At 38.1% G+C, this 23,464-nt stretch carries 18 protein-coding genes; 8 read left to right on the top strand and 10 right to left on the bottom strand.

What is annotated here, in order from left to right; all coding sequences use genetic code 11:
- Positions 1–34 precede the first annotated feature (34 nt).
- Together BMZ31_RS03895 and BMZ31_RS03900 are read right to left on the bottom strand one after the other, a co-directional pair.
- A complete protein-coding gene (locus BMZ31_RS03895) occupies positions 35–781 on the bottom strand; it encodes a BsuPI-related putative proteinase inhibitor (protein ID WP_175477990.1) in 747 nt (248 codons plus the stop codon).
- A 10-nt stretch (positions 782–791) separates the two neighbouring features.
- A complete protein-coding gene (locus tag BMZ31_RS03900; protein ID WP_090830399.1) occupies positions 792–1,634 on the bottom strand; it encodes a YitT family protein in 843 nt (280 codons plus the stop codon).
- A 126-nt stretch (positions 1,635–1,760) separates the two neighbouring features.
- On the opposite strand from BMZ31_RS03900, the gene BMZ31_RS03905 reads away from it, so the two are divergent.
- Positions 1,761–2,618, top strand: a complete 858-nt coding sequence (locus BMZ31_RS03905; RefSeq protein ID WP_090830400.1) for a DegV family protein — start codon at positions 1,761–1,763, stop codon at positions 2,616–2,618.
- Between the two features lie 87 nt (positions 2,619–2,705).
- On the top strand, positions 2,706–2,837 hold the full coding sequence (locus BMZ31_RS03910; protein WP_090830401.1) for a DUF3941 domain-containing protein: 132 nt from the start codon (positions 2,706–2,708) through the stop codon (positions 2,835–2,837).
- Positions 2,838–3,078: 241 nt separating this feature from the next.
- Here BMZ31_RS03910 and BMZ31_RS03915 read toward each other — a convergent pair whose 3' ends face one another.
- Positions 3,079–3,951, bottom strand: a complete 873-nt coding sequence (locus tag BMZ31_RS03915) for a CvfB family protein (protein WP_090830402.1) — start codon at positions 3,949–3,951, stop codon at positions 3,079–3,081.
- A 157-nt stretch (positions 3,952–4,108) separates the two neighbouring features.
- Between BMZ31_RS03915 and BMZ31_RS03920 the strand changes: the two genes are divergently transcribed.
- The 3 genes from BMZ31_RS03920 to BMZ31_RS03930 all read left to right on the top strand — a co-directional run bounded on the left by BMZ31_RS03920 (position 4,109) and on the right by BMZ31_RS03930 (position 7,766).
- Positions 4,109–4,600: a YajQ family cyclic di-GMP-binding protein gene (locus BMZ31_RS03920; RefSeq protein WP_090830403.1), complete on the top strand. Its 492-nt coding sequence runs from the start codon at positions 4,109–4,111 to the stop codon at positions 4,598–4,600.
- 541 nt (positions 4,601–5,141) lie between these two features.
- The gene (locus BMZ31_RS03925) at positions 5,142–6,788 is read left to right on the top strand and encodes a CoA-disulfide reductase (protein WP_090830404.1); all 1,647 of its coding nucleotides are present in this window, start codon (positions 5,142–5,144) and stop codon (positions 6,786–6,788) included.
- Positions 6,789–6,893: 105 nt separating this feature from the next.
- Positions 6,894–7,766, top strand: a complete 873-nt coding sequence (locus BMZ31_RS03930; RefSeq protein WP_090830405.1) for an SDR family oxidoreductase — start codon at positions 6,894–6,896, stop codon at positions 7,764–7,766.
- Between the two features lie 256 nt (positions 7,767–8,022).
- Here the strand turns inward: BMZ31_RS03930 and BMZ31_RS03935 are convergent, their stop codons facing one another.
- The 6 genes from BMZ31_RS03935 to BMZ31_RS03960 all read right to left on the bottom strand — a co-directional run bounded on the left by BMZ31_RS03935 (position 8,023) and on the right by BMZ31_RS03960 (position 16,809).
- On the bottom strand, positions 8,023–9,066 hold the full coding sequence (locus tag BMZ31_RS03935; RefSeq protein WP_090830406.1) for a LacI family DNA-binding transcriptional regulator: 1,044 nt from the start codon (positions 9,064–9,066) through the stop codon (positions 8,023–8,025).
- Positions 9,067–9,191: 125 nt separating this feature from the next.
- Entirely contained in the window at positions 9,192–11,546 is a 2,355-nt protein-coding gene (locus tag BMZ31_RS03940; protein WP_090830407.1) for a glycoside hydrolase family 31 protein, read from the bottom strand.
- Between the two features lie 12 nt (positions 11,547–11,558).
- Positions 11,559–13,103 carry an alpha-amylase family glycosyl hydrolase gene (locus tag BMZ31_RS03945; RefSeq protein WP_090830408.1) on the bottom strand — a complete coding sequence of 515 codons (1,545 nt, stop codon included), beginning with the start codon at positions 13,101–13,103 and terminating at the stop codon, positions 11,559–11,561.
- Between the two features lie 100 nt (positions 13,104–13,203).
- Entirely contained in the window at positions 13,204–14,037 is an 834-nt protein-coding gene (locus BMZ31_RS03950; protein ID WP_090830685.1) for a sugar ABC transporter permease, read from the bottom strand.
- Positions 14,037–15,338: a carbohydrate ABC transporter permease gene (locus BMZ31_RS03955; RefSeq protein ID WP_254778569.1), complete on the bottom strand. Its 1,302-nt coding sequence runs from the start codon at positions 15,336–15,338 to the stop codon at positions 14,037–14,039. Before BMZ31_RS03955 ends, BMZ31_RS03950 begins: the two co-directional genes overlap by 1 nt.
- A gap of 163 nt (positions 15,339–15,501) precedes the next feature.
- Entirely contained in the window at positions 15,502–16,809 is a 1,308-nt protein-coding gene (locus BMZ31_RS03960) for a sugar ABC transporter substrate-binding protein (RefSeq protein ID WP_090830409.1), read from the bottom strand.
- 352 nt (positions 16,810–17,161) lie between these two features.
- Between BMZ31_RS03960 and BMZ31_RS03965 the strand changes: the two genes are divergently transcribed.
- Both BMZ31_RS03965 and BMZ31_RS03970 read left to right on the top strand, forming a co-directional pair.
- Positions 17,162–18,916, top strand: coding sequence for a glycoside hydrolase family 13 protein (locus BMZ31_RS03965; RefSeq protein WP_090830410.1), 1,755 nt, complete (start codon positions 17,162–17,164; stop codon positions 18,914–18,916).
- Positions 18,917–19,134: 218 nt separating this feature from the next.
- Positions 19,135–20,610 carry a methyl-accepting chemotaxis protein gene (locus BMZ31_RS03970; RefSeq protein ID WP_090830411.1) on the top strand — a complete coding sequence of 492 codons (1,476 nt, stop codon included), beginning with the start codon at positions 19,135–19,137 and terminating at the stop codon, positions 20,608–20,610.
- A gap of 233 nt (positions 20,611–20,843) precedes the next feature.
- Here the strand turns inward: BMZ31_RS03970 and asnB are convergent, their stop codons facing one another.
- On the bottom strand, positions 20,844–22,691 hold the full coding sequence (gene asnB / locus BMZ31_RS03975; protein ID WP_090830412.1) for an asparagine synthase (glutamine-hydrolyzing): 1,848 nt from the start codon (positions 22,689–22,691) through the stop codon (positions 20,844–20,846).
- Between the two features lie 177 nt (positions 22,692–22,868).
- Here asnB and BMZ31_RS03980 point away from each other — a divergent pair, with 177 nt between their 5' ends.
- Entirely contained in the window at positions 22,869–23,432 is a 564-nt protein-coding gene (locus BMZ31_RS03980; RefSeq protein WP_090830413.1) for a DUF2777 domain-containing protein, read from the top strand.
- Positions 23,433–23,464: the final 32 nt, after the last annotated feature.

A 23,464-nucleotide genomic window follows, 5' to 3' on the forward strand; every position in this document is an offset into this window, starting at 1 on the left:
GTTATTTTCCTGTATTTTATATAACTTTATGTTATTATTTAGGGAAACTTTCTAGCTTGACTGGTAAGTGGTTAACTGCTTCACCGCTATGTAGTTTTTTTTCATAAAGAAAAAGGATAAGTGTTCCGTTCTCGGGCAAGACGTTAGATGGCACCGTGATGTTCAACTTGAATTTCCGCCACTTTCCACTAGGTTTTCCTAAATCTACTTTCCTCTCGGAGATCCATTGATGATGACCATCCTCCACTAAGTAAAAGAATTCGGTTAGACTCGGACTTATTTCACCTTGAACAGTGTATTTCCCCCCTGATCCGGACACGACTATTCCTCTAAATGCCTCTTCCTTAAGTCCTATCTTCACACTGGTTTCCGCTCTGATTTCTTTTTGACTTGGTCTATCATTCAGGATACTAGCTTTTAAAACTGCCTCTATGACATAATCTCCTGGCTTTGTCCCAACTGGGTACGTCCATCTGTCCTCCCATATCTTTTCTTCACCTGGATCCAATTCAATTTGTTGAATGGCTTGTAAGAAAGACCGGCCGTTGGAATATCGAAATATTTCTTTCCCCTTCTGATTTTTGACGATATACTCGTAAAATTGCGAGGTTGGAAATTCAAGCTTCAACTTTTCACTTGTCTGATTTTCAACTTTTAAGCGTATTAGCGCTTCCTGAGTTCCTGTTTCAGTTGCTACTGAGAAATTCATGTCCTGTTGATTACCATGTACCGTTGTCACTTGAACAAATAGTAAAACAATAATAAACAAGAACTTCTTCATATGGTTCCTCCTAATCCCTCCGGAAAAATCCGAAAATCCCTGCGGTTTGAACAATGTTTGTAAATGCATTAGGGTCAACTTCTTTCAAGATTCTTTCTAAGTCGTACAATTCATAACGAGTAATGACAATCATTAATAGGTCCCTTGTCTCGTTAGAAAATGCGCCTTTCGCAGGCACCATGGTAATACCTCGAACTAGCTTTGAATGGATAGCCTTTTTTAATTCATCCGGTTTCTTTGTAATGATTAGTGCGGTCAATTTTTCATGTTGTGTATGGATGGTATCAATGACCCTTGTTGAAGCGTAAAGAGTTACAAGGGTATATAGTGCTTTTTCCCATCCGAACATAATCCCCGCCGTTAAAATGATGATACTGTTGAAAATAAAGAAGTAGATCCCTACAGGTTTGTCCTTCATTCTTGATAAAATCATGGCAATGATGTCTAACCCGCCTGTGGAGGCACCCCACTTCAATGTTAATCCAACCCCAACCGCTGCTATAACCCCACCAAAAACAGCATTCAACAGGATATCTTTTGATAAGTGTATGACTGGAATAATCTCAAGAAATAAGGACATTAAAAACACACTAATAAAACTGTAAAAAGTAAATGATTTCCCTACCTTTTTCCAAGCAAGAATCGTTACTGGAACATTAAGGAGAAAGAGTAGAACCCCTGTGGAAATGGATATAGGCGTGTTGTCAGTGAGGATTTTTGAAAGCAACTGTGCAATGCCTGTAAAACCGCTAGAGTATATGTTAGCGGGTATGAGAAATAAGTTCATGGCAATTGCATTTAATATTGCTCCAATAAGAACGATTGTGAACTTTTTTATTTCAAGCCAGACCATCTTAACTCCTCCTAAGAAGTAATAATATCCTTATACCCCAAATTCATTTTCAAGGACATTTCATTGTAATTTGTTCATGAAAAATATAAACTTAAGGGAAATAGTGCTAAAAGAAGGTGTATGAAATTGTCAGTTAAAATACTTGCGGACAGCGCTTGTGATTTGCCATTGTCCTTTTATACCGAACACGGTGTAACCCTTTTTCCCTTAAAGGTTCATTTGGACGGGCAGGAATACGAAGACTTGAGAACAATTGACCCTGAGACGGTATATCAAGCCATTCGTGATGGGAAGACACTAAAAACATCCCAGGCTTCACCGCTTGCATTTGAAGAAACTTTTACACAGATGGCAATCAATAACGAAGATGGAATATACATAGCTTTCTCTTCCCAACTGTCTGGAACTTATCAGACCGCTGTTATGATTGTTAACCAAGTGAAGGAAAATTATCCAAACTTTAATCTAACAGTCGTTGATTCCAAATGTGCTTCTCTTGGTTACGGCTTACTCGTAAAAGAAGCTGCTAAACTGGCCTCTCAAAGCGTGTCAAAAGAAGAAATTCTAAATGACATCATGTTCAGAAAAGAAAATATGGAACAATTGTTTACAGTGGATGATTTAGAACACCTTGCCAAAGGTGGACGCGTTTCAAAAGCATCAGCTTTTGTAGGGGGACTCCTAAATATAAAGCCACTGCTAAATGTTGAAGACGGGAAACTTGTGCCTATCGATAAGATTCGCGGCAAGAAAAAACTGCTTAGACGAATCATTGAATTGATGAGAGAAAGAGGTACATCCTTAGAAGAACAAGAAATAGGAATCAGTCATGCCCAGGATGAAGAAACCGCTTTGGAAATGAAAAAAATGATCGTGGAAGAATTCCATCCGAAAGAAGTGACAATTTCTTTAATCGGAGCTTCTGTTGGCTCACATACTGGTCCTGGTGCCATTGCGATTTTCTTTTTAAAAAAGATCTCATAAAATCTTTCATTATAACTTTACATACTCCTTTCCTTGATGACAGACACTAATTGGTGTAATTGATTCAAATACGAAAGGAGTTTTATTATGCCTCATACTTCCGATAACGATAAAAAAGCAAAAGACAATCAAGCCCTTCATCATGAAAAAAACATGATGCGTGAAAAGAATCGCAAAGCTGGAAAAAACCAATACTCAAAAACCACTGATCATAAGTAGAAAAGTGGAAACGCCCGTTTAGCGAAGCAACTGCCTGCAACACTTCCTGTTTTACAACCTTGAATAAGCATCATGTAGCTTTGCGACGAGCTGAACATAAGCTTCTCGGAATCACTATGGCGCAGGAGCAACGTTTGATTCGATGTTGACTTATCGTAAGGAGGAGGGCGAAGTATACTAGGCGCTGGGGGTTTGAGATGGACAAGTAGAAAAACGAAAAAAAGAAGAAGAGCAGCGTATTTTACGCTTGCTCTTCTTCTTTTTTATAAGTCCAACCGTTATCTTGATAAACTTTTCCTTCTTTCATGAGCTTGCCCATAGCTCTCTTGAAAGCAGCCTTGCTTAACTTGAAACGGTCGTGGATATCTTCAGGAGTACTCTTGTCACTGTATGGCATTGCACCATCTCTTAACATTAAATATTCCCAAATTACAGCCGCGTCTTCGTCCATTGAAAATTCTTTACGTGCAATCAATGAAACATTAATCGTTCCATCTTCTTTAACATCGATAATTCGACCTTCTACCTTTTGACCGAGTCTTGGTTCTTCTCTTCTTTGAGACTCATGGATAAACCCTTTGAAACCTTCAGCCGTGTAGATCCAGCTTCCTACTTTTGCTGTTCGATAAATATGGCCGTGAATATTTTTGTTATAGTCTTCTCGGGTTGCTTTTATAGAAATATCCTCGATGACTGGGTCTGTAGCTAGCTTTGCATACAATCGGAAACTACGATTTACTCGTATAGTTGCATAAACCAAATCACCAACCTGCGGCCAAACTGATTGGTGAACGGGAAGATCATCTTTACCTAATAATATGTCTTTCTGAATGCCTATATTTAGAAAGACTCCTATTTCAGGCTTCGAATCAACTACCTCAACCCACCCATATTCATCCTCCACAATTGACGGCTGCGTGGTAGTCGCCGACACCCTGCCATGATTATCTGGATAAAGAAATACTTCTGCTGTATCCCCATCCTCATATTCCTTATCTGTTTCATTGAAGTGCAAAAGAACATCCTCATTGCCATCCGTCAAAAAATACCCATACGCTGCCTTTCGAGCAACGGTTAAATTCACCATTCGTCCTACCTGTTCCAATAAAGACAAATTCATTTCCTCCCATCTGTCTTTCAAAAGCCAGTACTACATAAAGTTGTTTGAACTGCTATATTTTACTATAATGGAGCCATAAAGGGAAACTTCTATTTAAATGAAGATGACCTTCCCTACCCGCATCGGGAATTTTATTTTTTCGGAGGTAACCATGTCTAAAGATAATTCATTTGATATTGTATCTAAAGTCGACTTCTCAGAAGTCACAAACGCAGTGACCCTAACAATGAAAGAAATTGGAACGCGCTATGATTTTAAAGGCAGTAAAAGTAGTGTCACACTTGATAAAGAAGAATTAGTTCTGGTTTCAGATGATAACTATAAAATGGATCAACTCAAAGATGTATTATTGAGCAAAATGATCAAACGTGGAATTCCGATCAAAAACATTGATTATGGAAAGCTTGAGAATGCTTCAGGTGGTACCGTGAGACAACGTGCCAAGCTTGTCCAAGGAATTGACAAGGAAAATGCCAAGAAGATTAATACTTTAATAAAGAACAGCGGACTCAAAGTAAAAAGTCAGATTCAAGATGATCAAATTCGCGTTACTGGACAAAAACGCGATGATCTTCAGAAAATTATTGCTGCAGTCAAAGCGGCTGATTTAACTGTAGAAGTTCAATTTATGAATTACCGCTAATCCCTCACCGATTGATACTAAGTGTCAATCGGTTTTTTTATTACGCTGTTTTCTTAAACTTTGTTCCTATTTATTAAATAGATTGTAGTAGTTGATTTCCGCTCCAGGATGCTCGCTTTCCTAGACGAATTATGAAAAAGCCCTAATGCCGGCTTTTTCATGAACAAATTCGTCTTGGGGACGTGCGGTGAGCCTCCTCGGCGCATTTGCGCCTGCGGGGTCTCACCTGTCCCGCTAATCCCGCAGGACATTGATTAGCTTCCCCGAATGAACCCACGCACGAAGAAAATGCGATAGCATTTTCGAGGAGTCTCGCACCTTCCGCTCCAATCAACTTTGTTATTAATGGCTTGCTTTCACATTACTTATTTTTAAAAAATAATCTTTTAGAAAAGAGCCTTTTACTAAGATTTCATTCACTCTTTTATCTGACACGCATGGTTCTTTTTTATTATTAGCAGATTTTTCTTAAATGTGAGGGTTAAATTCAAAATAAATGGATATTTTACCCTTAAGGGTATCTAATAAAGGAGGAAACGGAATGAACAAAAAAGTTGTCATTGTTGGCGGAGTCGCAGGCGGAGCCACTACTGCGACAAAAATGCGTCGTCTAGATGAAAATGCAGAAATTACGATGTTTGAAAGAGGAGAATTTATCTCCTTTGCAAATTGTGGGCTTCCCTATTATATCGGCGAAGTCATACAGGATAGATCCAAGTTACTTGTTCAGACAGTAGAAGGAATGAAAGAAAAATATAATTTGGATATACACAACTTTACAGAAGTTATTCGCATAAACCGCGACCGTAAAACGGTTACATCACGCAATCTAAAATCAGACGAGGAATTTGAACAAGAATATGATGTTCTTGTTCTTTCACCTGGTGCAAAACCAATTGTACCAGCGATTGCAGGATTACAATCAAGCAATGTATTCACGCTAAGAAACATTCCTGACATGGATAAAATAAAATCATTTATTGATGATAAACACCCTAAACATGCTGTTGTCATTGGTGGAGGCTTTATCGGACTAGAAATGGCTGAAAACTTAGTCGAAGCTGGTGTATCAGTAACGATCGTTGAAAAGGCAAATCAAGTGATGGCTCCGATTGATATTGAAATGGCAACGGTTGTACAAAAACATCTAGTTGAAAAAGGAATTGACCTTATACTAGAAGATGGAATTAAAGATGTATCCGAAGAAGGAACAACGGTACACCTTGAAAGCGGAAAAACACTTTCATCCGACCTCATTATTCTTGCAATTGGCGTGACGCCAGAGAACGCGCTAGCCAAGGAAGCAGGACTTGAACTTGGTGAAAGAGGCGGAATAAAAGTGAATGAATATATGCAAACATCGGACCCATCTATTTATGCACTTGGGGATGCTGTAGAAGTGAGAGATTACGTGAATGGGAACCCAACGATGATTCCGCTTGCATGGCCAGCAAACCGACAAGCACATATTGTTGCTCATTCTATTAATGGCAGAAATATTAAATATCCCGGAACACTTGGGACATCTATTGTAAAGGTATTTGATCTTACCGTTGCAGTTACGGGAAATAATGAAAAAACATTAGCTCGATTCGGTATTCCCTATGAAACTATACACATTCATCCCCTTTCCCATGCGGGCTACTATCCAGGTGCACAGCCCATTTCGATGAAACTTCTTTTTGATAAAGAGACCGGAAAGATTTTTGGAGCTCAGGCAATTGGCAAAGATGGTGTGGATAAACGAATTGACGTCCTCGCAACTGCGATTAGAGGTGGATTAACTGTTTCAGACTTACAGGAACTCGAACTTGCATATGCTCCTCCCTATTCTTCTGCCAAAGACCCTGTTAACATGCTTGGCTATGTTGCCGCAAATATTGTTGATGGATTAGTCGAAACGGTAAAATGGCATGAAATAGATGAAATAGTTAGAAATGGCGCATTTCTATTGGATGTCAGGACTAATAAGGAACATGGAAATGGCTGTATTGAAGGTTCAATCAATATTCCAGTCGATGAGCTACGTTCAAGGCTGGATAAGCTTCCGAAAGATGAAACCATTTTTATAACATGCCAAGTCGGGCAAAGAGGATATCTGGCTTCTAGAATATTAAAACAACATGGTTTTGATGTTAAGAATTTAACCGGTGGATATAAAACATACTCCACTATGAAAACTAAATAGCCTGTCTTTACGCTTACTTTTTCAAATTCTAATAATTCCCATGTTTTTCTTGATAGAAACAAAGGAATTATGAAACATGAGAGAATTTGGAATGGAGTGAATGTAATGAGTAACGAAAATGTAAAACCGCCAAAAGAATTTCCACCACAGCATCAGGATCAACAGCCTGGAGTGGAAACAAAAATGCAGCCAGAACCAATCTCTGTCGATCCGAATTATAAAGGCAGTGGAAAACTTTCTGGCAAAGTAGCCATCATAACAGGTGGAGACAGCGGAATTGGGAAATCAGCTGCCATCTACTTTGCAAAAGAAGGCGCTGATCTAGCCATCCTTTATCTAGATGAAGATAGTGATGCAGAGGAAACAAAAAAACAGATTGAAGCAGAAGGTCGTAAATGCATGCTAATTGCAGGTGACATTGGAAATGAACAATTCTGTATCGATTCCGTTAAAAGGGTTAAAGACGAATATGGAAAAATTGATATTCTAGTCAATAATGCTGCTGAACAACATCCACAGAAAAGTTTGCTGGATATAACAGCCGAGCAGCTGGAGAAAACTTTTAGAACGAATATTTTTTCCTATTTCTATATGGCGAAGGCAGTATTGCCACACCTAAAAAAAGGTGCAACGATTATCAATACAGCTTCCGTTACTGCATATGAGGGCAATGAACAATTGATAGACTATTCTTCCACAAAAGGTGCCATCGTCACATTTACCCGTTCTTTGGCCATGTCATTAGCCAAACAGGGGATTAGAGTTAATGGCGTCGCACCAGGACCGATTTGGACGCCTCTCATCCCTTCCACTTTCACACCAGAAAAAGTGGCAAAATTTGGCTCAGATACACCACTAGGGCGTGCAGGTCAGCCATATGAATTAGCTCCAAGCTATGTTTATTTGGCTAGTGAGGATTCTTCTTATGTAAGTGGGCAAATTCTGCATGTCAACGGTGGGAAAGTGTTAAATGGATAACTAACGCAACGAGCTCTTGCGTACGAGATTAATGACATAAAGAGGCCGACTACACATTGTGCAGTCGGCTTTTACTTAGGTTGTTTCACATTGATTGTTGCTTTTCGAATGCTACACTCATCCCGCATTTTTTACGGCTTCGGGCCTCTTTTCGAGAAGTTACTGAACCAAGAATTCATAAAAAATCGTAAAGAACCAGAAGCAGATTTTTGCTTTTGCGTGTGAAAGCAAAAAAGTTTACGAAAAGAGCCTTTACTTAAGTCAGTATTTTAGCTTTTGTTCGATGCTCACCACATGACTGACGTTTGATCAGTTTATGCGGAATGATGATTCGTTTATTCGGTTCTTTTGGATTCTCAATCTTTTGGATCAAGTTTTTAGCAGCCTCGTAACCTAAATCGTAGATATTGATGTCCACTGACGTCAAAGGGGGTCTAGACATTTCAGCAAGCAATACATTGTTAAAGCTTACAATTGAAATATCCTCTGGAACACTGATACCCATTTCATCTAGCATGTTCAGAACGCCCAATGCCATTAAGTCGTCTGCCACCACAAGTGCTGTTGGTGGTTTTTCTAACGACATTAAACCTCTTACTGCCTCTTGTCCACCTTCTCTTAGGAATTCTTCATGGACAATATAATCGTTTTCTAATGGAAGATATGAATCCCTCAAGGCACGTTCATATCCGAGTAGACGCTCAACCGTTACAACAAAGTCCAAATTTCCTCCAACAAATGCAATATGCTCGTGACCCATTTGAATTAAGTATTCTGTGACTTCTTTTGTTGCTCTAAAGTTGTCATTGTCAACATGGGTAATTTGCTCGGCATGCTTATATGGTTTTCCGATTACTACAAATGGAAAGTCACGCTTTTGTAGATATGAGATTACTTTATCTTCAACCTTTGAATAAAGCAGAATGACCCCGTCAACCCTTTTCCCTTGAACCATATGAACAACACCGTCAAAAATCTCATCTTCCGTTTTTCCTGTTGTCATGTGCAACGCATAGTTTTTCTCATGCGCCGCCTGACTTAGACCACTTAACGCCGTTGGAAAAAAGGGATTTTGGAAAACTAAATCCGATGAACTCGGCATGACAAGTCCAATAGCCTGAGTGGATTGACTAGCGAGACTGCGTGCGATGAAATTAGGATGATAGCCTAATTCCTCCATGGCCTCTTTTACTCTTTCCTTCGTTTTGCCGCTTATTCTAGGACTATTGGCAATAACACGCGACACTGTTGATGGTGCAACGTTTGCGAGTTTTGCTACATCTTTTATTGTAACCGTCATTTGCTTCACCCTCTCCCTGGAAGCTCATTGGACTCTTTACACTCATTATAAAATGAATTTCCTAAAAACGGGATATTTTTATCCTCAGTTCAGGTATTCTGTTGCAACGAAGAAACTTTAGAGGTTTAGTTCAAAGAAAGAATCGCTTTATTTTTCTCTAATCTCAATTCTTTCCCATCCAATGATACCCTTACTTCTCCTTCTGCTCCATGAACGATTAGTTCCATTTCGCTGATTTCTGAAGTGTATGTTCCTTCTTTTGAAGAAACGATTTTTATTTCTTTTTCTTCACATGCAATTGTGAGCGTAGTTAAAGAATAATTACCATTCTCATAACCAAATGTACTGCCATCATCTTCATACCACTTAAAACACGATTCTGTATCATTACCATAATAAAGGTGAAGTGTAACTTTTTGATCCTTTATCTCTGTAGAATGCTTAACTTCACCATTAACAATTACCGATCCTTGTTTAATGAAAATAGGGAGCGTCTCAAGATCTGCTTTTACGAGATGATGTTTTCCACCTTCTAGTACATCTCCCGTCCAATAATCTGTCCATGAGCCTGAAGGTAGATAAACAACACGATGTTGCGTGCTTGGCTTTAAAATAGGCGCTACAATGACACTATCCCCAACCATGAATTGATCGTATAAGTTATACGTTTCAGGATCATTTGGATATTCAAGCATCAGTGGTCTCATGACTGGTGTACCAGTACGGTGTGCTTCTGCAAATAGTGAGTACAGGTGTGGTAGCCACTGATAACGCAGTTCAATATATTTTTTTATCACGTTTTCATACTTTTCACCAAATGACCATGGCTCCTGACGAGCAAATCCAATGGCACAATGATTTCGGAAATATGGAGTAAAAGCTCCTACCTGAGTCCAACGAGCCAACAATTCTCCATTAGAATCATGCGCAAAACCACCAACATCCGGACCAGCGAACGGAATTCCTGACAAACCAAGATTCAACACCATTGGAATCGACAATTGAAGATGTTCCCAGAAGCTGCGATTGTCCCCTGTCCAAACGGTTGCATATCGTTGAATCCCAGAATATCCTGCACGAGTCAATAAGAAAGGACGTTTTCCGCCTAAATGCTTCTTCATTCCCTCGTATGTTGATTTCCCCATCATGAATCCATAAATGTTATGAAGTTCGCGATGTGTGCGAGGATCGCCATCATAATCGTGCATGACATTTAAATCCATTGTCTTTGATTCATTAAATACTGATGGCTCGTTCATATCATTCCAGACACCCTCTATCCCCATGTCTGTATAATATTTATGCTTCTCTCCCCACCATTCACGGGCATTTGAATTTGTGAAATCAGGGAAGGCACTTTTTCCTGGCCAAACATCACCAAAGAAGTAATCTCCCTCGATGTATTTACAGAAATGATCCTCGTATACGCCTTCTTGATAAATCTTATATTCTGCATCTTGTTTCACACCTGGGTCTACGATAGGAACAATTCTTATACCCATTTCTTTCAAATCCGCAATCATCTGCTTGGGATTTGGGAACTTGTCCTTATCAAATGTAAATACTCGGTATTCATTCATGTAATGGATATCAAGATAAATGACATCTAGTGGAATTTGTTTTTTCTTGAAATTTACCGCGAGTTCACGTACTTCTTGTTCGGTTTCGTAGCTATAACGCGATTGATGATATCCTATAGCCCACTTTGGCGGAATTGGCATTCTCCCTGTCAAATAAGTGTACTGCTCAAGAACATCTTTTGGTGAAGGACCTGCCATGATATAGTAATCAATTTGCCCCCCTTCAGCTTTAAAGGAGTAATGATCTGATTCACTTCTTAAATCAAAAGTCGTCTTAAACGTATTATCGAAAAATGTTCCGAATGCCAACCCGTTTTTCAATGTCATAAAATATGGGATAGACTGATAAAGAGAATCTGTTTCTGGGTTATGCGGAGCATACACATCCGTATTCCACATCACCATTTTCTCGCCACGCTTATCTAAGAAACCAGTCTTTTCACCAAATCCATAAAAGTGATCTTCTTCGCTCATGTTTGTATAACATAAAACTTCTTTAGACTCTTTATAGCCCATACCCTTGCCACTTTGCTTTGTCAGTATGTTTCCATTTGAATCTTTTACCGTTACTCTTACTGGGAATTTATCTACCAGTACAGTAAGTAATTTCGATTGGATTATTACATCCTTTTCGCTTTCAACAATGGAAACTTCGACCTTTTCTCCGGTCGTAGTCAAAGCAGGACTACTTTTTAACGAAGTTTCACCAAAAGGATTTATAACGAACCTGACAATATCTTCACGATAAAATTTTATACATAGGTCACCCGTTTCAGTCGTTAGAACGGCCACATTATCTATTTGGGAAACTTTAGTAATTCTACCTAATTCTTTATAATCAGCATTCAAGATTTTATGTTCTTGACCTGGGTGGATAGCAAAACTTGTATCTTCGAGCATGGCGATTCCTCCTTACTGAGAGCTTTTCTTACGAGACCTTTTCCAAATTAAGATGATAAAAGTGATGAAAGCGGCATAAACAGTAGCCATGACTGCTAAGTATGGTATATTTAAACCCGTTTTTTCAGCAATAAAGTAAACTTCTGCTTTTTCACGGTCAATTACTAATCGATATTCGCCGTTATCACTTCTTACCAAGTCATCACCCAATAATCCCCTTAGCTCTTTATCAGGTGCAAGATCCTTTTCTTTTAAAGTCACTTTTTGAGTTTTTGTCGTATTATTAATCGCAACAACAGCTATTTCATCTTTATAAACACGCTTATAGACAGCCATACCTTCTTTTTCAAATAAGAGATCCATTGTTCCTCTTGTTAATGAAGGATACTTTTGGCGTAATTCTCCAAGCTTCGTAATATATTCAATTAATTCTTTATCCGCTTTAAAGTTCATCATGCGGCGATTATCAGGATCGTTCCCTCCATCTAAGGCAATCTCACTTCCATAATAGACGATTGGAATTCCTGGAGAAGTATAAAGATAGGTTAATGACATCTTCCATCTTGGTCCAGGGTGGATGTTATTTTGAATGATTTCCCTTGTAAAACGGACATTATCATGGTTATCCATAAATGTTCCCATTAAATAAGGATCCTCGTATAAGATTTGATTCCTCTTCCAAACGTTGAAAAGAAGACCAAGAGACTGGTCTGGTTTCTTAAACGCTTTTCTTAATTCAGTGTTTAAGGGATAATCTACAAATCCGTCTATTCCTGCTTCTTTGTCATATTTAGCAATATATCGGGGATCATCGTGCCATACCTCGCCAATTAAATAGAAATCTTTCTTAGTCTTTTTCATTTCTGCCGAAAACTCTTTCCATATCCCTACAGGAACATGCTTTACAGTATCCAGGCGATACCCATCGATATCGGTTTCTTTAATCCACCATTTAGCGGCATCGAATAAATAATTCTTCACTTCTGGATTTTCTTGATTAAGGTCTGGTAATCCAAAAAGCCAGCCGTCTTCCACTTCATTTTGGTTATTCCAATTTTTTATGTCTTTCCTTTCATGAAACCAGTCTTTCTTAGCCGGATCATTCAACCATTCATGATGGGGTCCTACGTGATTAATGACAAAATCCAAGATAACCTTCATATCACGTTTGTGAGCTTCTTTTACAAGATTCTTAAATTCCTCCATTGTTCCAAAATGTTCATCAGGCTTATAAAAATCTTTAATCCAATAGCCATGGTAACCTTTGTCTTCGTTATCGAAGATTGGTGTCAACCAAATGGCTGTAAAGCCCATATCTTTCAAATAATCCAACTTATCGGTGATTCCTTTAAAATCTCCACCATGATAAGCTTTCGGGTCTTGTAAATTAATATCCATATCATTAGTTGAATCGAGATTGTTAAAACGGTCGACCATTAAAAAATAGATGGTTTCATCTTGCCATTTACGCTCTTCTTTTTTGTTAGCTGCTCCTGCTGGGACCGCGTAAAAAAAAAGAAAAGGAATCAAGATGAAAATGAGAAAGTGTTTTTTCATCTCCGTTCCCTCCTTAAGTCCTAATCTGATTTTGTATTCTAATATAACGTCCTTGCTGATTGATAGCCTAAAGGCATCGCCTTTAGGCTAAGTAAAGATACTATTTGTTCGCTCCTGCTTTAAGTCCTTCAACAATATGTTTTTGGAAAAGCAAGAATAGAATTGTAATAGGTACTGCAACCAAGATTGCCCCTGCAGCAAATGTTGTGAATTGAGTGTTTGCCTTCCCTGTAACAAACTCGAACAAACCAATTGCAAGTGTTTTATTATCATTCGATCTTAACACAAGACGAGCAAAGATAAAATCCATCCATGGGCCAATGAAGTTATTTACAGCAATGAATACTAAAATCGGCTTTGATAGTGGCATCATGATTTTGAAGAAAATCGTTGTATGACTTGCTCCATCAATCTTCGCTGCTTCTTCAAGACTTCTTGGAAGTCCATCAAAATATCCTTTAACCAACCACGCACCAAAAGGTATGGATCCACCAGCATACACCAGAATTAAACCCCAATGGTTGTCCAATAATCCAATTTGAAGTAAAAGAATATAAATTGCGATCATTCCCATGAAACCAGGGAACATTTGTAGCACTAGCATTGTCATAAGTCCTTGTCTTCTACCTGGGAATCTAAACCTTGAGAATGCATATGCTGCTGTTACAACAAGAAAAGTTGAAATAATCATATTGAAAAAAGCGATTTTAATCGTGTTTTTATACCATAATAAGTAATCGGTCTTTTCAAATAGGTCTCTGAAATGATCAAGCGTCAACGTACTCGGAAGCAATTTAGTAGAGAAAAGAGAATCTCCTGGATTGAAAGCTCCAATAACGATCCAATAAATAGGGTAGAGAACTAAGATTGACGTAATGACCAAAATTAAATATATTAGCCCGACAGTTAGTCTGTCATATAATTTTTTACTCATCATGACATCATATCCTCTTCTTTAAATGCTTTTGTCCTTCTGAAATTCCAAACTGAAAGTGTCGATACGACAATGAAAATTAGGATAGACACAACCGAAGCCATCGCAAACTGGCTTTGCTGAAGCGTCATTTTATAAATCCAACTAATTAAAATATCTGTGGAACCTGCATAACTATATTCCACGTTTACAGGTTTACCTTGTGTCATTAAATAAATAACGTTAAAGTTATTGAAGTTTCCTGCAAAACTCATGATTAATAGGGGTGCTGTTGAGAACATTACGATTGGCATGGTGATTTTCCAAAACTTTTGACGAGCGGAAGCTCCATCCACATCGGCCGCTTCAAAAAGCTCCTTATCAATCGTTGTCATAACTCCACTCATCAGAACCATCCAGAATGGAAAACCAAACCACATGTTTACAACGACAAGTGTCGTTTTTGCCCAAAATGGATCTGATAACCAAGGAATTGCCGCGAAACCTAAAGCTTCTAAGTAATGATTAAGCGGACCAAACTCTCCATTAAAAATGTTTCTTAGAATTAAAATACTGATGAATTGCGGAATAGCCCAAGGAAGAATAAAGATACTTCGCCAGAAACGCTTAAGCTTAACACCTTTATGATTAATGAACACCGCAAAGATTAACCCAAGGAAGAACGTTGTCGCCGTTGATAAAATTGCCCAAAGTACTGTCCAACTGAATACTCCATAGAACGTTTTACTCCACGTCTTAAGCTGGAATAAATCAATGAACGTTTGGAAACCAACCCAGTCTACTAGACTCTTAGGTGGGAGATGGTTTGGGCCTGAATAGTTTGTAAAGGCAATTAAAATACCGAATAATAGCGGTAAAATTGTCAAAAAAGCAGTAAATAGAATAGAAGGAGTTAATAGGATATAAGGAAATCCATTCTCCCAAACATTTGCTAATGTCTGTTTAAACGTACTAGGTTGTCCACCTTGGTCTCTTAGCTTCCCAACTTTATAAGCATCTCGAACATTCAAGTAGTAAACCCATAAATAGAGCAAGAATAAGATGAGGAAAATGATACCTTCAATCATTAAGAAGATCGAGTGGTCACCTTGTACAATTTCAAATCCTTTTCTCGTTTGAGCAGTTTCCCCTAGTGTAACTAGACCCCACATTGCCAATCTAAATGGAAATGACCAGAACAAGAGCAAATAAACATTTAAGGCCATTAAGAAGATTCCTTTAGCATATTGACGATGGTAGAGTTGCCCCAGTCCCATTAGCAATAAGGACAAAATTGCACCTGTTCTCGCTTTCTTTTGCACTTAAATCCCTCTCTTCACTTTTCTTATGATGTGCAATTTATTTAGACAGAAGTTCAACTCACTTCTGCTTGTTTTCAAAGTCAGGTTGTATTTCTAGTAAAATCTTCAATTACAATATAAAAACCGAGCCAATACCTAGATTGGTATCGGCTCTGAAATTCAATTACTTAGATTGAGAAGCAATAGCATCTTCAATTTGTGTTTTAGCAGCATCGAAAGCAGCTTTAGGATCAGTTCCATCATTCCAAATTGTTGTATAAGCTACGCCCATTGGCTCCCAAACAGATTGCATTTGAGAAATATTTGGCATTGGAACTGCACTGTTAGCTTGTTCTAAGAATGCCTTAGCATAAGGATCTGCTTTGATCTTTTCACTTTCTAACAAAGCTTTATGTGGTGGAATTTGACCAGTCATTTCAAAACGCTTTTCTAACATTTCTTTGCTTGTTGCAAATTGTGCAAGTAATGTTGCAGCTTTAGGATATTTAGAATAAGAGTTTACATAGTAAGCCTTGATTCCAGAGAAACTTGCAGGGTTCTTGCCATTATCTAATTTTGGTAGTGGAGCAATACCAAAGTTTACGCCAGCGTCAGTGTGGTTCTTGATATCCCAAGGACCAGAGATACGGTAAAGTAATTTGCCTTCGTTGAAGAAAGTAGAGATTACATCACCTGTGATGTCTTCAATTTTAAGTGGAAGAAGTTCTTTGTGAATCTTTTGCATGAATTCACCAGACTTGATAGCTCCTTCGTTGTTAACACCTAAATCAGATGGATCAGTGTTGTCTTTACCAAAAATGTAACCACCGTAACCAGCAAAGAAAGCATGGTTGAAGTAGAAGTTACCTGGCTCCATCATGAAGCCGAATTTCTTGTCAGCATCAGTAGAACCTTTTTGGAATTCTTTAGATTGCGCGAATAATTCTTCAAAAGTTTCAGCAGGTTTTTTAACTAGATCTTTGTTGTAGTAAAGAGCATAAGTTTCGATTGCCATAGGGAAACCGTAAAGCATTGACTCGTCTTTCTCAGTAAAAGAAGTACCATTGATTGCAGCTTCCATGAAGTCTTTCTTATAGTCATCAGCAAACATGTTTTCGTAGATTAGGCCGGCTTTCACCATGTTACCTACGTGGTCATGTGGTGCGTGGAATACGTCAGCACCAAGACCAGCTGGTCCGTCAACTTCAAGTTTTCCAGCAGCATCAACGTGTGCAACTTCTTGTACTTCAACAGGGATGCTTGTCTTCTTTGTGAATTCTTCAGCTACATATTTCGCCCATTCACCTTCAGCACCGCCGTTATCCCAAAGAATAAGTTTTGCTCCATCTTCAGCTTCGATAGCAACTTTCTCTTCTGTCTTTTCTTTTTCTTTCTCTTTATCTCCGCCTGCGTTTTCTTTTACCGGCTTATTACATGCTGCTAAAGCAAAAATAATGACCAGGATAAAAGATAACTTTAAAAACTTTTGCATACTTTCCCCACCTTTTAAGAATTGTTTTATATTTCATGCACACTCGTGCAGTGAAATCAATAGAGTGATAGAATAAGAAAACGTTTGCTCATTTGTTCATAAAATATTCATAAACTAGTAATATCATGTCCATTTTCTATTTTCAAAAAGAAAACGCTTTCTTTGTTGCTATTCATAAGTTTATTTTTCAAAAATGCGAATGTCAACTATTAAAATATTTATGTGCAAACGTTTTCGCTAACTGATATAATCATAACAGAGTAAAAATGAAAGCGCTACAATATTTTTCGTATATTTACTCTTTTTCCATAGAAAGTTCATAAAATTTACACTTATCAGGAGAGTGATTTCATTGCTTAAGGAAGCTGTTTACCACAGACCAAAAAACAATTATGCCTATGCTTATAATGAAACGGAACTTCATATCCGTTTGCGTACGAAAAGGAATGATGTTGATTCTGTCCAACTTGTATACGGCGATCCATATGAGCATACAGAATCTGGGTGGGTTACCAAGCAAACTACAATGAAGATTAGTGGTTCTGATGACCTCTTTGATTATTGGTTTGTAAGCGTTGCGCCTGAATTTAAGAGATTGCGCTACGGTTTCATCTTAACCTCTGGTGATGAAACAATCGTTTACACTGAAAAAGGTTTTTATGAGGAAGTCCCAAATAACGACACTGCCTACTTCTTCTGTTTTCCTTTCCTGAATAAAATAGATGTTTTCCAAGCACCTGAATGGGCAAAGGAAACTGTTTGGTATCAAATATTTCCAGAACGTTTTGCTAATGGAAATCCAGACTTGAATCCTCCTGGCACACTGGCATGGGGTGAGGAGGAACCAACACCTCACAATTTCTTTGGGGGTGACTTCGAAGGGGTCATAAAGCACATCGACCATCTTGTTGAGTTAGGCATTTCTGGAATCTATTTCACACCGATCTTTAAAGCCTTCTCAAACCATAAATACGATACGATTGATTATATGGAAATTGACCCTCAGTTTGGTGATAAGGAAACATTTAAGAGATTAGTAGAAGTATGTCATGCAAACGGCATTAAAGTTATGCTAGATGCTGTTTTTAACCATAGCGGTTATTTCTTCCCTCAATTTCAAGATGTGCTTGAAAAAGGTGAAGCTTCTATTTATAAAGATTGGTTCTATCTAAGAGAATTTCCAATTGTAACCGAGCCAAAACCAAACTATGATACTTTTGCATTTACACAATTCATGCCAAAGCTCAACACTGAAAACCAAGAGGTAAAAGATTACTTGCTTGAAGTCGGACGTTACTGGGTAAGAGAATTCGACATCGATGGCTGGCGCCTTGATGTGGCAAATGAAGTTGACCATCAGTTCTGGAGAGAGTTCCGTCTAGCAGTTAAAGGAATTCGTCCTGATGTGTATATCCTTGGTGAAATCTGGCACGATTCAATGCCATGGCTACAAGGCGACCAATTCGATGCTGTAATGAATTATCCTTTCACTACAGGAGCACTGAATTTCATTGCAAAAGATCAAATTAAAGCTAAGGAATTCAGTAATATCATTTCAAATGTCCAGCATTCCTATCCTAACAATGTAAATGAAGTTGCTTTTAATTTATTAGATAGCCATGATACACCACGAATCCTTACTCAATGCGGAGGAAATATCGATAAATTGAAATTGCTTTATATTTTCCAACTATCATTTACAGGGTCCCCTTGTATCTATTATGGAGATGAAGTTGGAATGACTGGTGAACAAGATCCTGGATGCCGTAAGTGTATGGTATGGGATACCGAAAAGCAGAATCGGGATTTGTTCAACCATCTTAAGAAATTGATATCACTTAGAAAAGAGCATCAAGCTTTTAGAAATAATGATATTACTTTCATTGAAACGAACGATGCTACAAATCATGTCATCTATTCGAAAACAGATGGATCATCTGAATATATTTTCATTTTAAATAACTCAGTAGATAGTGTGAATGTGGTTATTCCTGAATCTTTGAGTGTTTCAAATGCCCTAGATTTATGGACGAATGAAACTATTGAAACAGACGAGATTCTTATTGATGGATTTGGATTTAAAATCCTTCAATTAGCAAGAAACTAAAATATGGCTGAATAAATTAGGGACCTACTTCCTCTTTTGCGAAGTTAGGTCTCTAGTTTTTTTATGCCATTACAGGACCAAGAATATAACCAAATTGTGACGTTATTTAAAATACTTTTAATAAATTCTCTTACTCTCCTTTACTCCTCTTAAGATTTGCCGAATTATGTCGATATTACCAAAAAGAAAAGTTTTATTGGGAGAAAGGGGTATTTGCTATGGAAGCGATTAGCCAGTTGAAATTAAAAGATTTGTTGAACAAAAATAAGTTGATGTTGGTAACCTTCAGCATCTCTGCAACTTTAGCATTATTATATACGCTTGTAATGAAAGAGTTTAATAAGTCGGCAATATATGGAATAGAAATCGTTCTAGCATTCTTATTATATTTCGGTTTTACTAAAATGAAGAAACCAGTTCTTTTCCCCTTCTCCATTGTTATCGTATTAGGTTTATCTACAAACCTATCCATTCTCCTGTTCGGCGGAAATGTCAGTCTACTAGGTGTAATTTTCTTCATGGCTGTTATGGCATCTGTACAACTAAATAGAAGAATATTTTCGCTCGGTTTCATTCTAGGTTTAATCACAATGATCACTAATAATCTATTTGCAGATTCACATAAAGATGCACTGAATGCTATGTTTGCAAGTTCTATCATTGGATATGTACTAATGGGCTCATTATTGTATGTAGTGATCCACTTAGCAACCAAACAATTTCAATCAGTTATCTCTTTCTTAACTGTTGCTGAAGAAGAAGCTGTATTTAAAGAGCAACAAAGGGTGACTCTTGAAACGGATGTAAAGCAAATTATCTCTAGTATCACAACAGTAAACGATCAAATTCAAACGAACTTAAGTGCCCAGGAAGAAATGAAAATTGCTATTGTTGAAGTGTCTGCTGGAAGTCAGACACAAAGCGAACAAATTAGTGAAATAGCAGAGAATGCTCATGAATCGTTAATCATGATGCAGAATATGGGTCAAGTAACTAGTGTACTTTCAGAGGAAGCGAATCAAGCAAACTCAGTTGCTACTGACGGTCAACAAAGATTTGCTATATTATCTCAAGAAATGAAAGAGTTGCAGCAAGTTATCTCCGCCTTATCTTCAAACTTCGAAAATCTTACGAAGAAAATTGAAGAAACTAACCTTTATGCAGGTAATATTAAAGAGATTACCGATCAAACGAACTTACTAGCCCTTAATGCCTCTATCGAAGCCGCTCGAGCAGGCGATGCAGGACGTGGATTCTCGGTGGTTGCCGAAGAAATTAGAAAGCTAGCTGAAACAACGAAGTTGACTACAGAAAAAATCACAAAAAACCTTTCAGAAGTGAATAGTTCTAACGCTGATACAATGGAAATTGTGATGCTCAGCAGCAAGAAGCTTCAAGAAAGCGTGGAATCAACAAACGAGGTTTCTGACTATTTTCAAAAGCTTGGTCAGACGCTAGACACACTTAATACGACTTTCAAAGAATTTGAGAGTCTATCAAGTTCAGTTGAAAAACAGTCTACTAATGTCGAAACTTCGACAAGCGAACTTGCTGCCATCATTGAAGAAGCAAGTGCAAGTCTTGAGGAAATGAGTGCAACGATTGAATCATTGAATCAGGATAGCCATAAAATCGCAACTATCATCTCTGAAACAACCATCGCAGCCGAAAATATCGAAAAGAATCTTTCATAGTCTTTAAGCGAAAGAGGCACAACCATTGAATAAAATGGTTGTGCCTCTTTTTTATTCTAGGCTCTTTTCGTAAATTTTGTTGTTTTCACAAGCAAAAGTAAAAATCGGCTTCTGGATTTTTACGATTTTTACTGAATTCTTAGTTCAGTATCTTCTCGAAAAGAGCCCCGAAGCCATAAAGAATGCGGGATGAAAGTAGCATCCGAAAAGCAACAATCGGTGCGAAAACGGCCTTATTCTACAACATTTACATTATAATCTTTAAACCAAACATGTATTTGAGCTAGATGTGCGAGCAATTGTGGGCCTGTCATCAATTGACCGAACCAAGGTTCTTTAAAAGAAGTCCCCGCACTGTTGACCATTTCATTCAAGTGTTCCCGGTCAAAAAATTCATGAAGAGCTGAGCTTTTGTCAGAAAGAATATCCTTCATCCAATTTTGAATGGATTGGGCATATTTAGGATTATGCGTCTTCGGATACGGACTCTTTTTTCTATAAAGAACTTCATTTGGCAGAATTCCTTCAAGAGCCGCTCTTAAAATTCCTTTTTCACGATTTCCATGCATTTTCATTTCCCATGGAATATTCCATGCGTATTCAACCAGTCGATGATCTGCAAAAGGAACGCGCACCTCAAGACTTGCTCCCATACTCATTCTATCTTTCCGATCCAGTAATGTAGTCATGAACCAGACCATATTCAGATAAAAGAGTTCTCTTCGCTTCGCTTCTTGCCTCGATTCACCTTCTAATGCAGGTGTCTCTGCTAAAGTTTGAGCATACTTTTCCATTACGTAATCATTAACTGAAATTTTTCGACGCCAATGCTCACTCAGTAAAAGATTTCTCTGGTCTGATGAACGCATCCACGGAAATCCATTTCGCATTAAGTCCTCTTCACGATGAAACCAAGGGTATCCTCCGAAAATTTCATCCGCACATTCCCCAGAAAGACTTACAACAAAATCCTGCTTTATCTCACGACAAAACCAGAGTAGTGAAGAATCAATATCAGCCATCCCCGGTAAGTCTCTAACATGCACTGCTTCTATCAAGTTATCCACTAATTGTTGTTGAGTGATGATACAGCTATGATGCTTCGTACCAAATGTGTCTGTCATCAAATTGATCCAATGGGCATCCGAATTCGGCTGGAACTCATTAGACTTGAAAAACTTCGCATTGTCTTCATAATCAATCGAGTAAGTATGCAGTTGCCCCTTACCTTCCCTCTCAAATGCTTTGGCTGCAATTGCGGTTATAGCACTTGAATCCACGCCACCTGATAAGAATGTACAAAGCGGCACATCTGAAACGAGTTGCCTAGTGACCGCATCCGTCACTAAATGGCGAACTTTATCAATGGTGTCTCCTAGATTGTCTTGATGTTGGCTACTCTTCACATTCCAGTAGCGCCAGATTTTTAAGCCATTTTTTGAAAAAGTTAGTGCATGACCAGGCCTTAACTCTTTAATTCCTTTGAAAACACCACTGCCAGGAGAACGTGAAGGTCCAAGACCAAATATCTCTGCAAGTCCTTCCCTATCCAGTTCTGCTGAGACTTCAGGGTGTACAAGTATCGCTTTCAGTTCTGAACCAAAAATGAGACCACCGTTTTTCTCTGTAAAAAATAATGGCTTTACACCTAATCGGTCACGTCCAATAAATAATTTTTCCTTCTTTTGATCCCAAACGGCAAAAGCAAAAATACCATTAAGGTGATCAACGCATTCTTCTGCCCATTCTATATAGGCAGTTAACAGAACTTCTGTGTCAGAATGACCCTTGAACGAATATCCTTTTATAAGGAGTTCTTTTCTAATTTCTTCCGTATTATACAATTCACCGTTATAACAAATGGTATAAACTGAATCTCTTGCCGTTTTTGTCATTGGCTGCCTTCCACCTTCGGGATCTACCACGACCAATCGTTTATGGCCGAAACCAACATTAGTATCAGTCCAAATATTTGTATCGTCCGGTCCCCGTTTCGAAAGCGTTCCTGCCATTTTTGCAAGAGTGTCTGTCTGCATTTTTACATTCCTATGATAATCAATCCAACCGGTAATTCCACACATTTTCCATCATCCTTCCCAGATGGGGCTAAGGAAAAGCCACAAGCAGCTTTTTTCATGATGTTATACTATGCAGCCTAATATAAATGGTTAATTGTCCTAATTACAGTTAGTGAGTTATAAATTCTTATGATTCTGTCTACAAAGAAAGAAGAGAGCACCATTTACGGAGGTTAACTAATGAACCGACAGCAACGCTTAAAACTTTATGAATATCAATCAAGAGCCTATTCAGAAGGTACAGTTGAATATATGAATGAACAATGGGTTTTCTTTGACGATGAAACCGATGAAGCTGCATCTGTAGAAGAATTTCTACATCAGGAGATTGAAGTCTTGCACATGAATCGTTGGAAGAGAGGCGTCTTATTGGAAGACGGAAAAATCAAAATGGGAAATGAAATATTTTTTCTACGTCATCAGGACAATGTAAGAATTCGTAAGCACCTGGTCTATTCACTCGAAAGACTTCTAGATGGCATCAACGATGACGCCTTTTTCCAATTTGTTACGACTCTCAATTCCCTGCATTTCTCCATTTATGATTGCCTGTATTGTTATAATCACCTTTCATTCCTAAATGATGAGAAACAGCAGGATGGAGTCAATTTCATGGTCTTTGACAATCAAGAGCAGATTTGTAATGTTCAGCATCATTTTTGTTATTACGAAAAGACGAATGATCGTTTTGAATTCACGCTCAATACTGGGAAAAGGCTCATCATTGAAAAAATGACCTCTTAGAAACAAAAATCAAGACCGACTGAATATCTCCA

The sequence above is a fragment of the Bacillus sp. cl95 genome (assembly GCF_900115925.1).
Classification (GTDB): Bacteria; Bacillota; Bacilli; order Bacillales; family Cytobacillaceae; genus Neobacillus_A.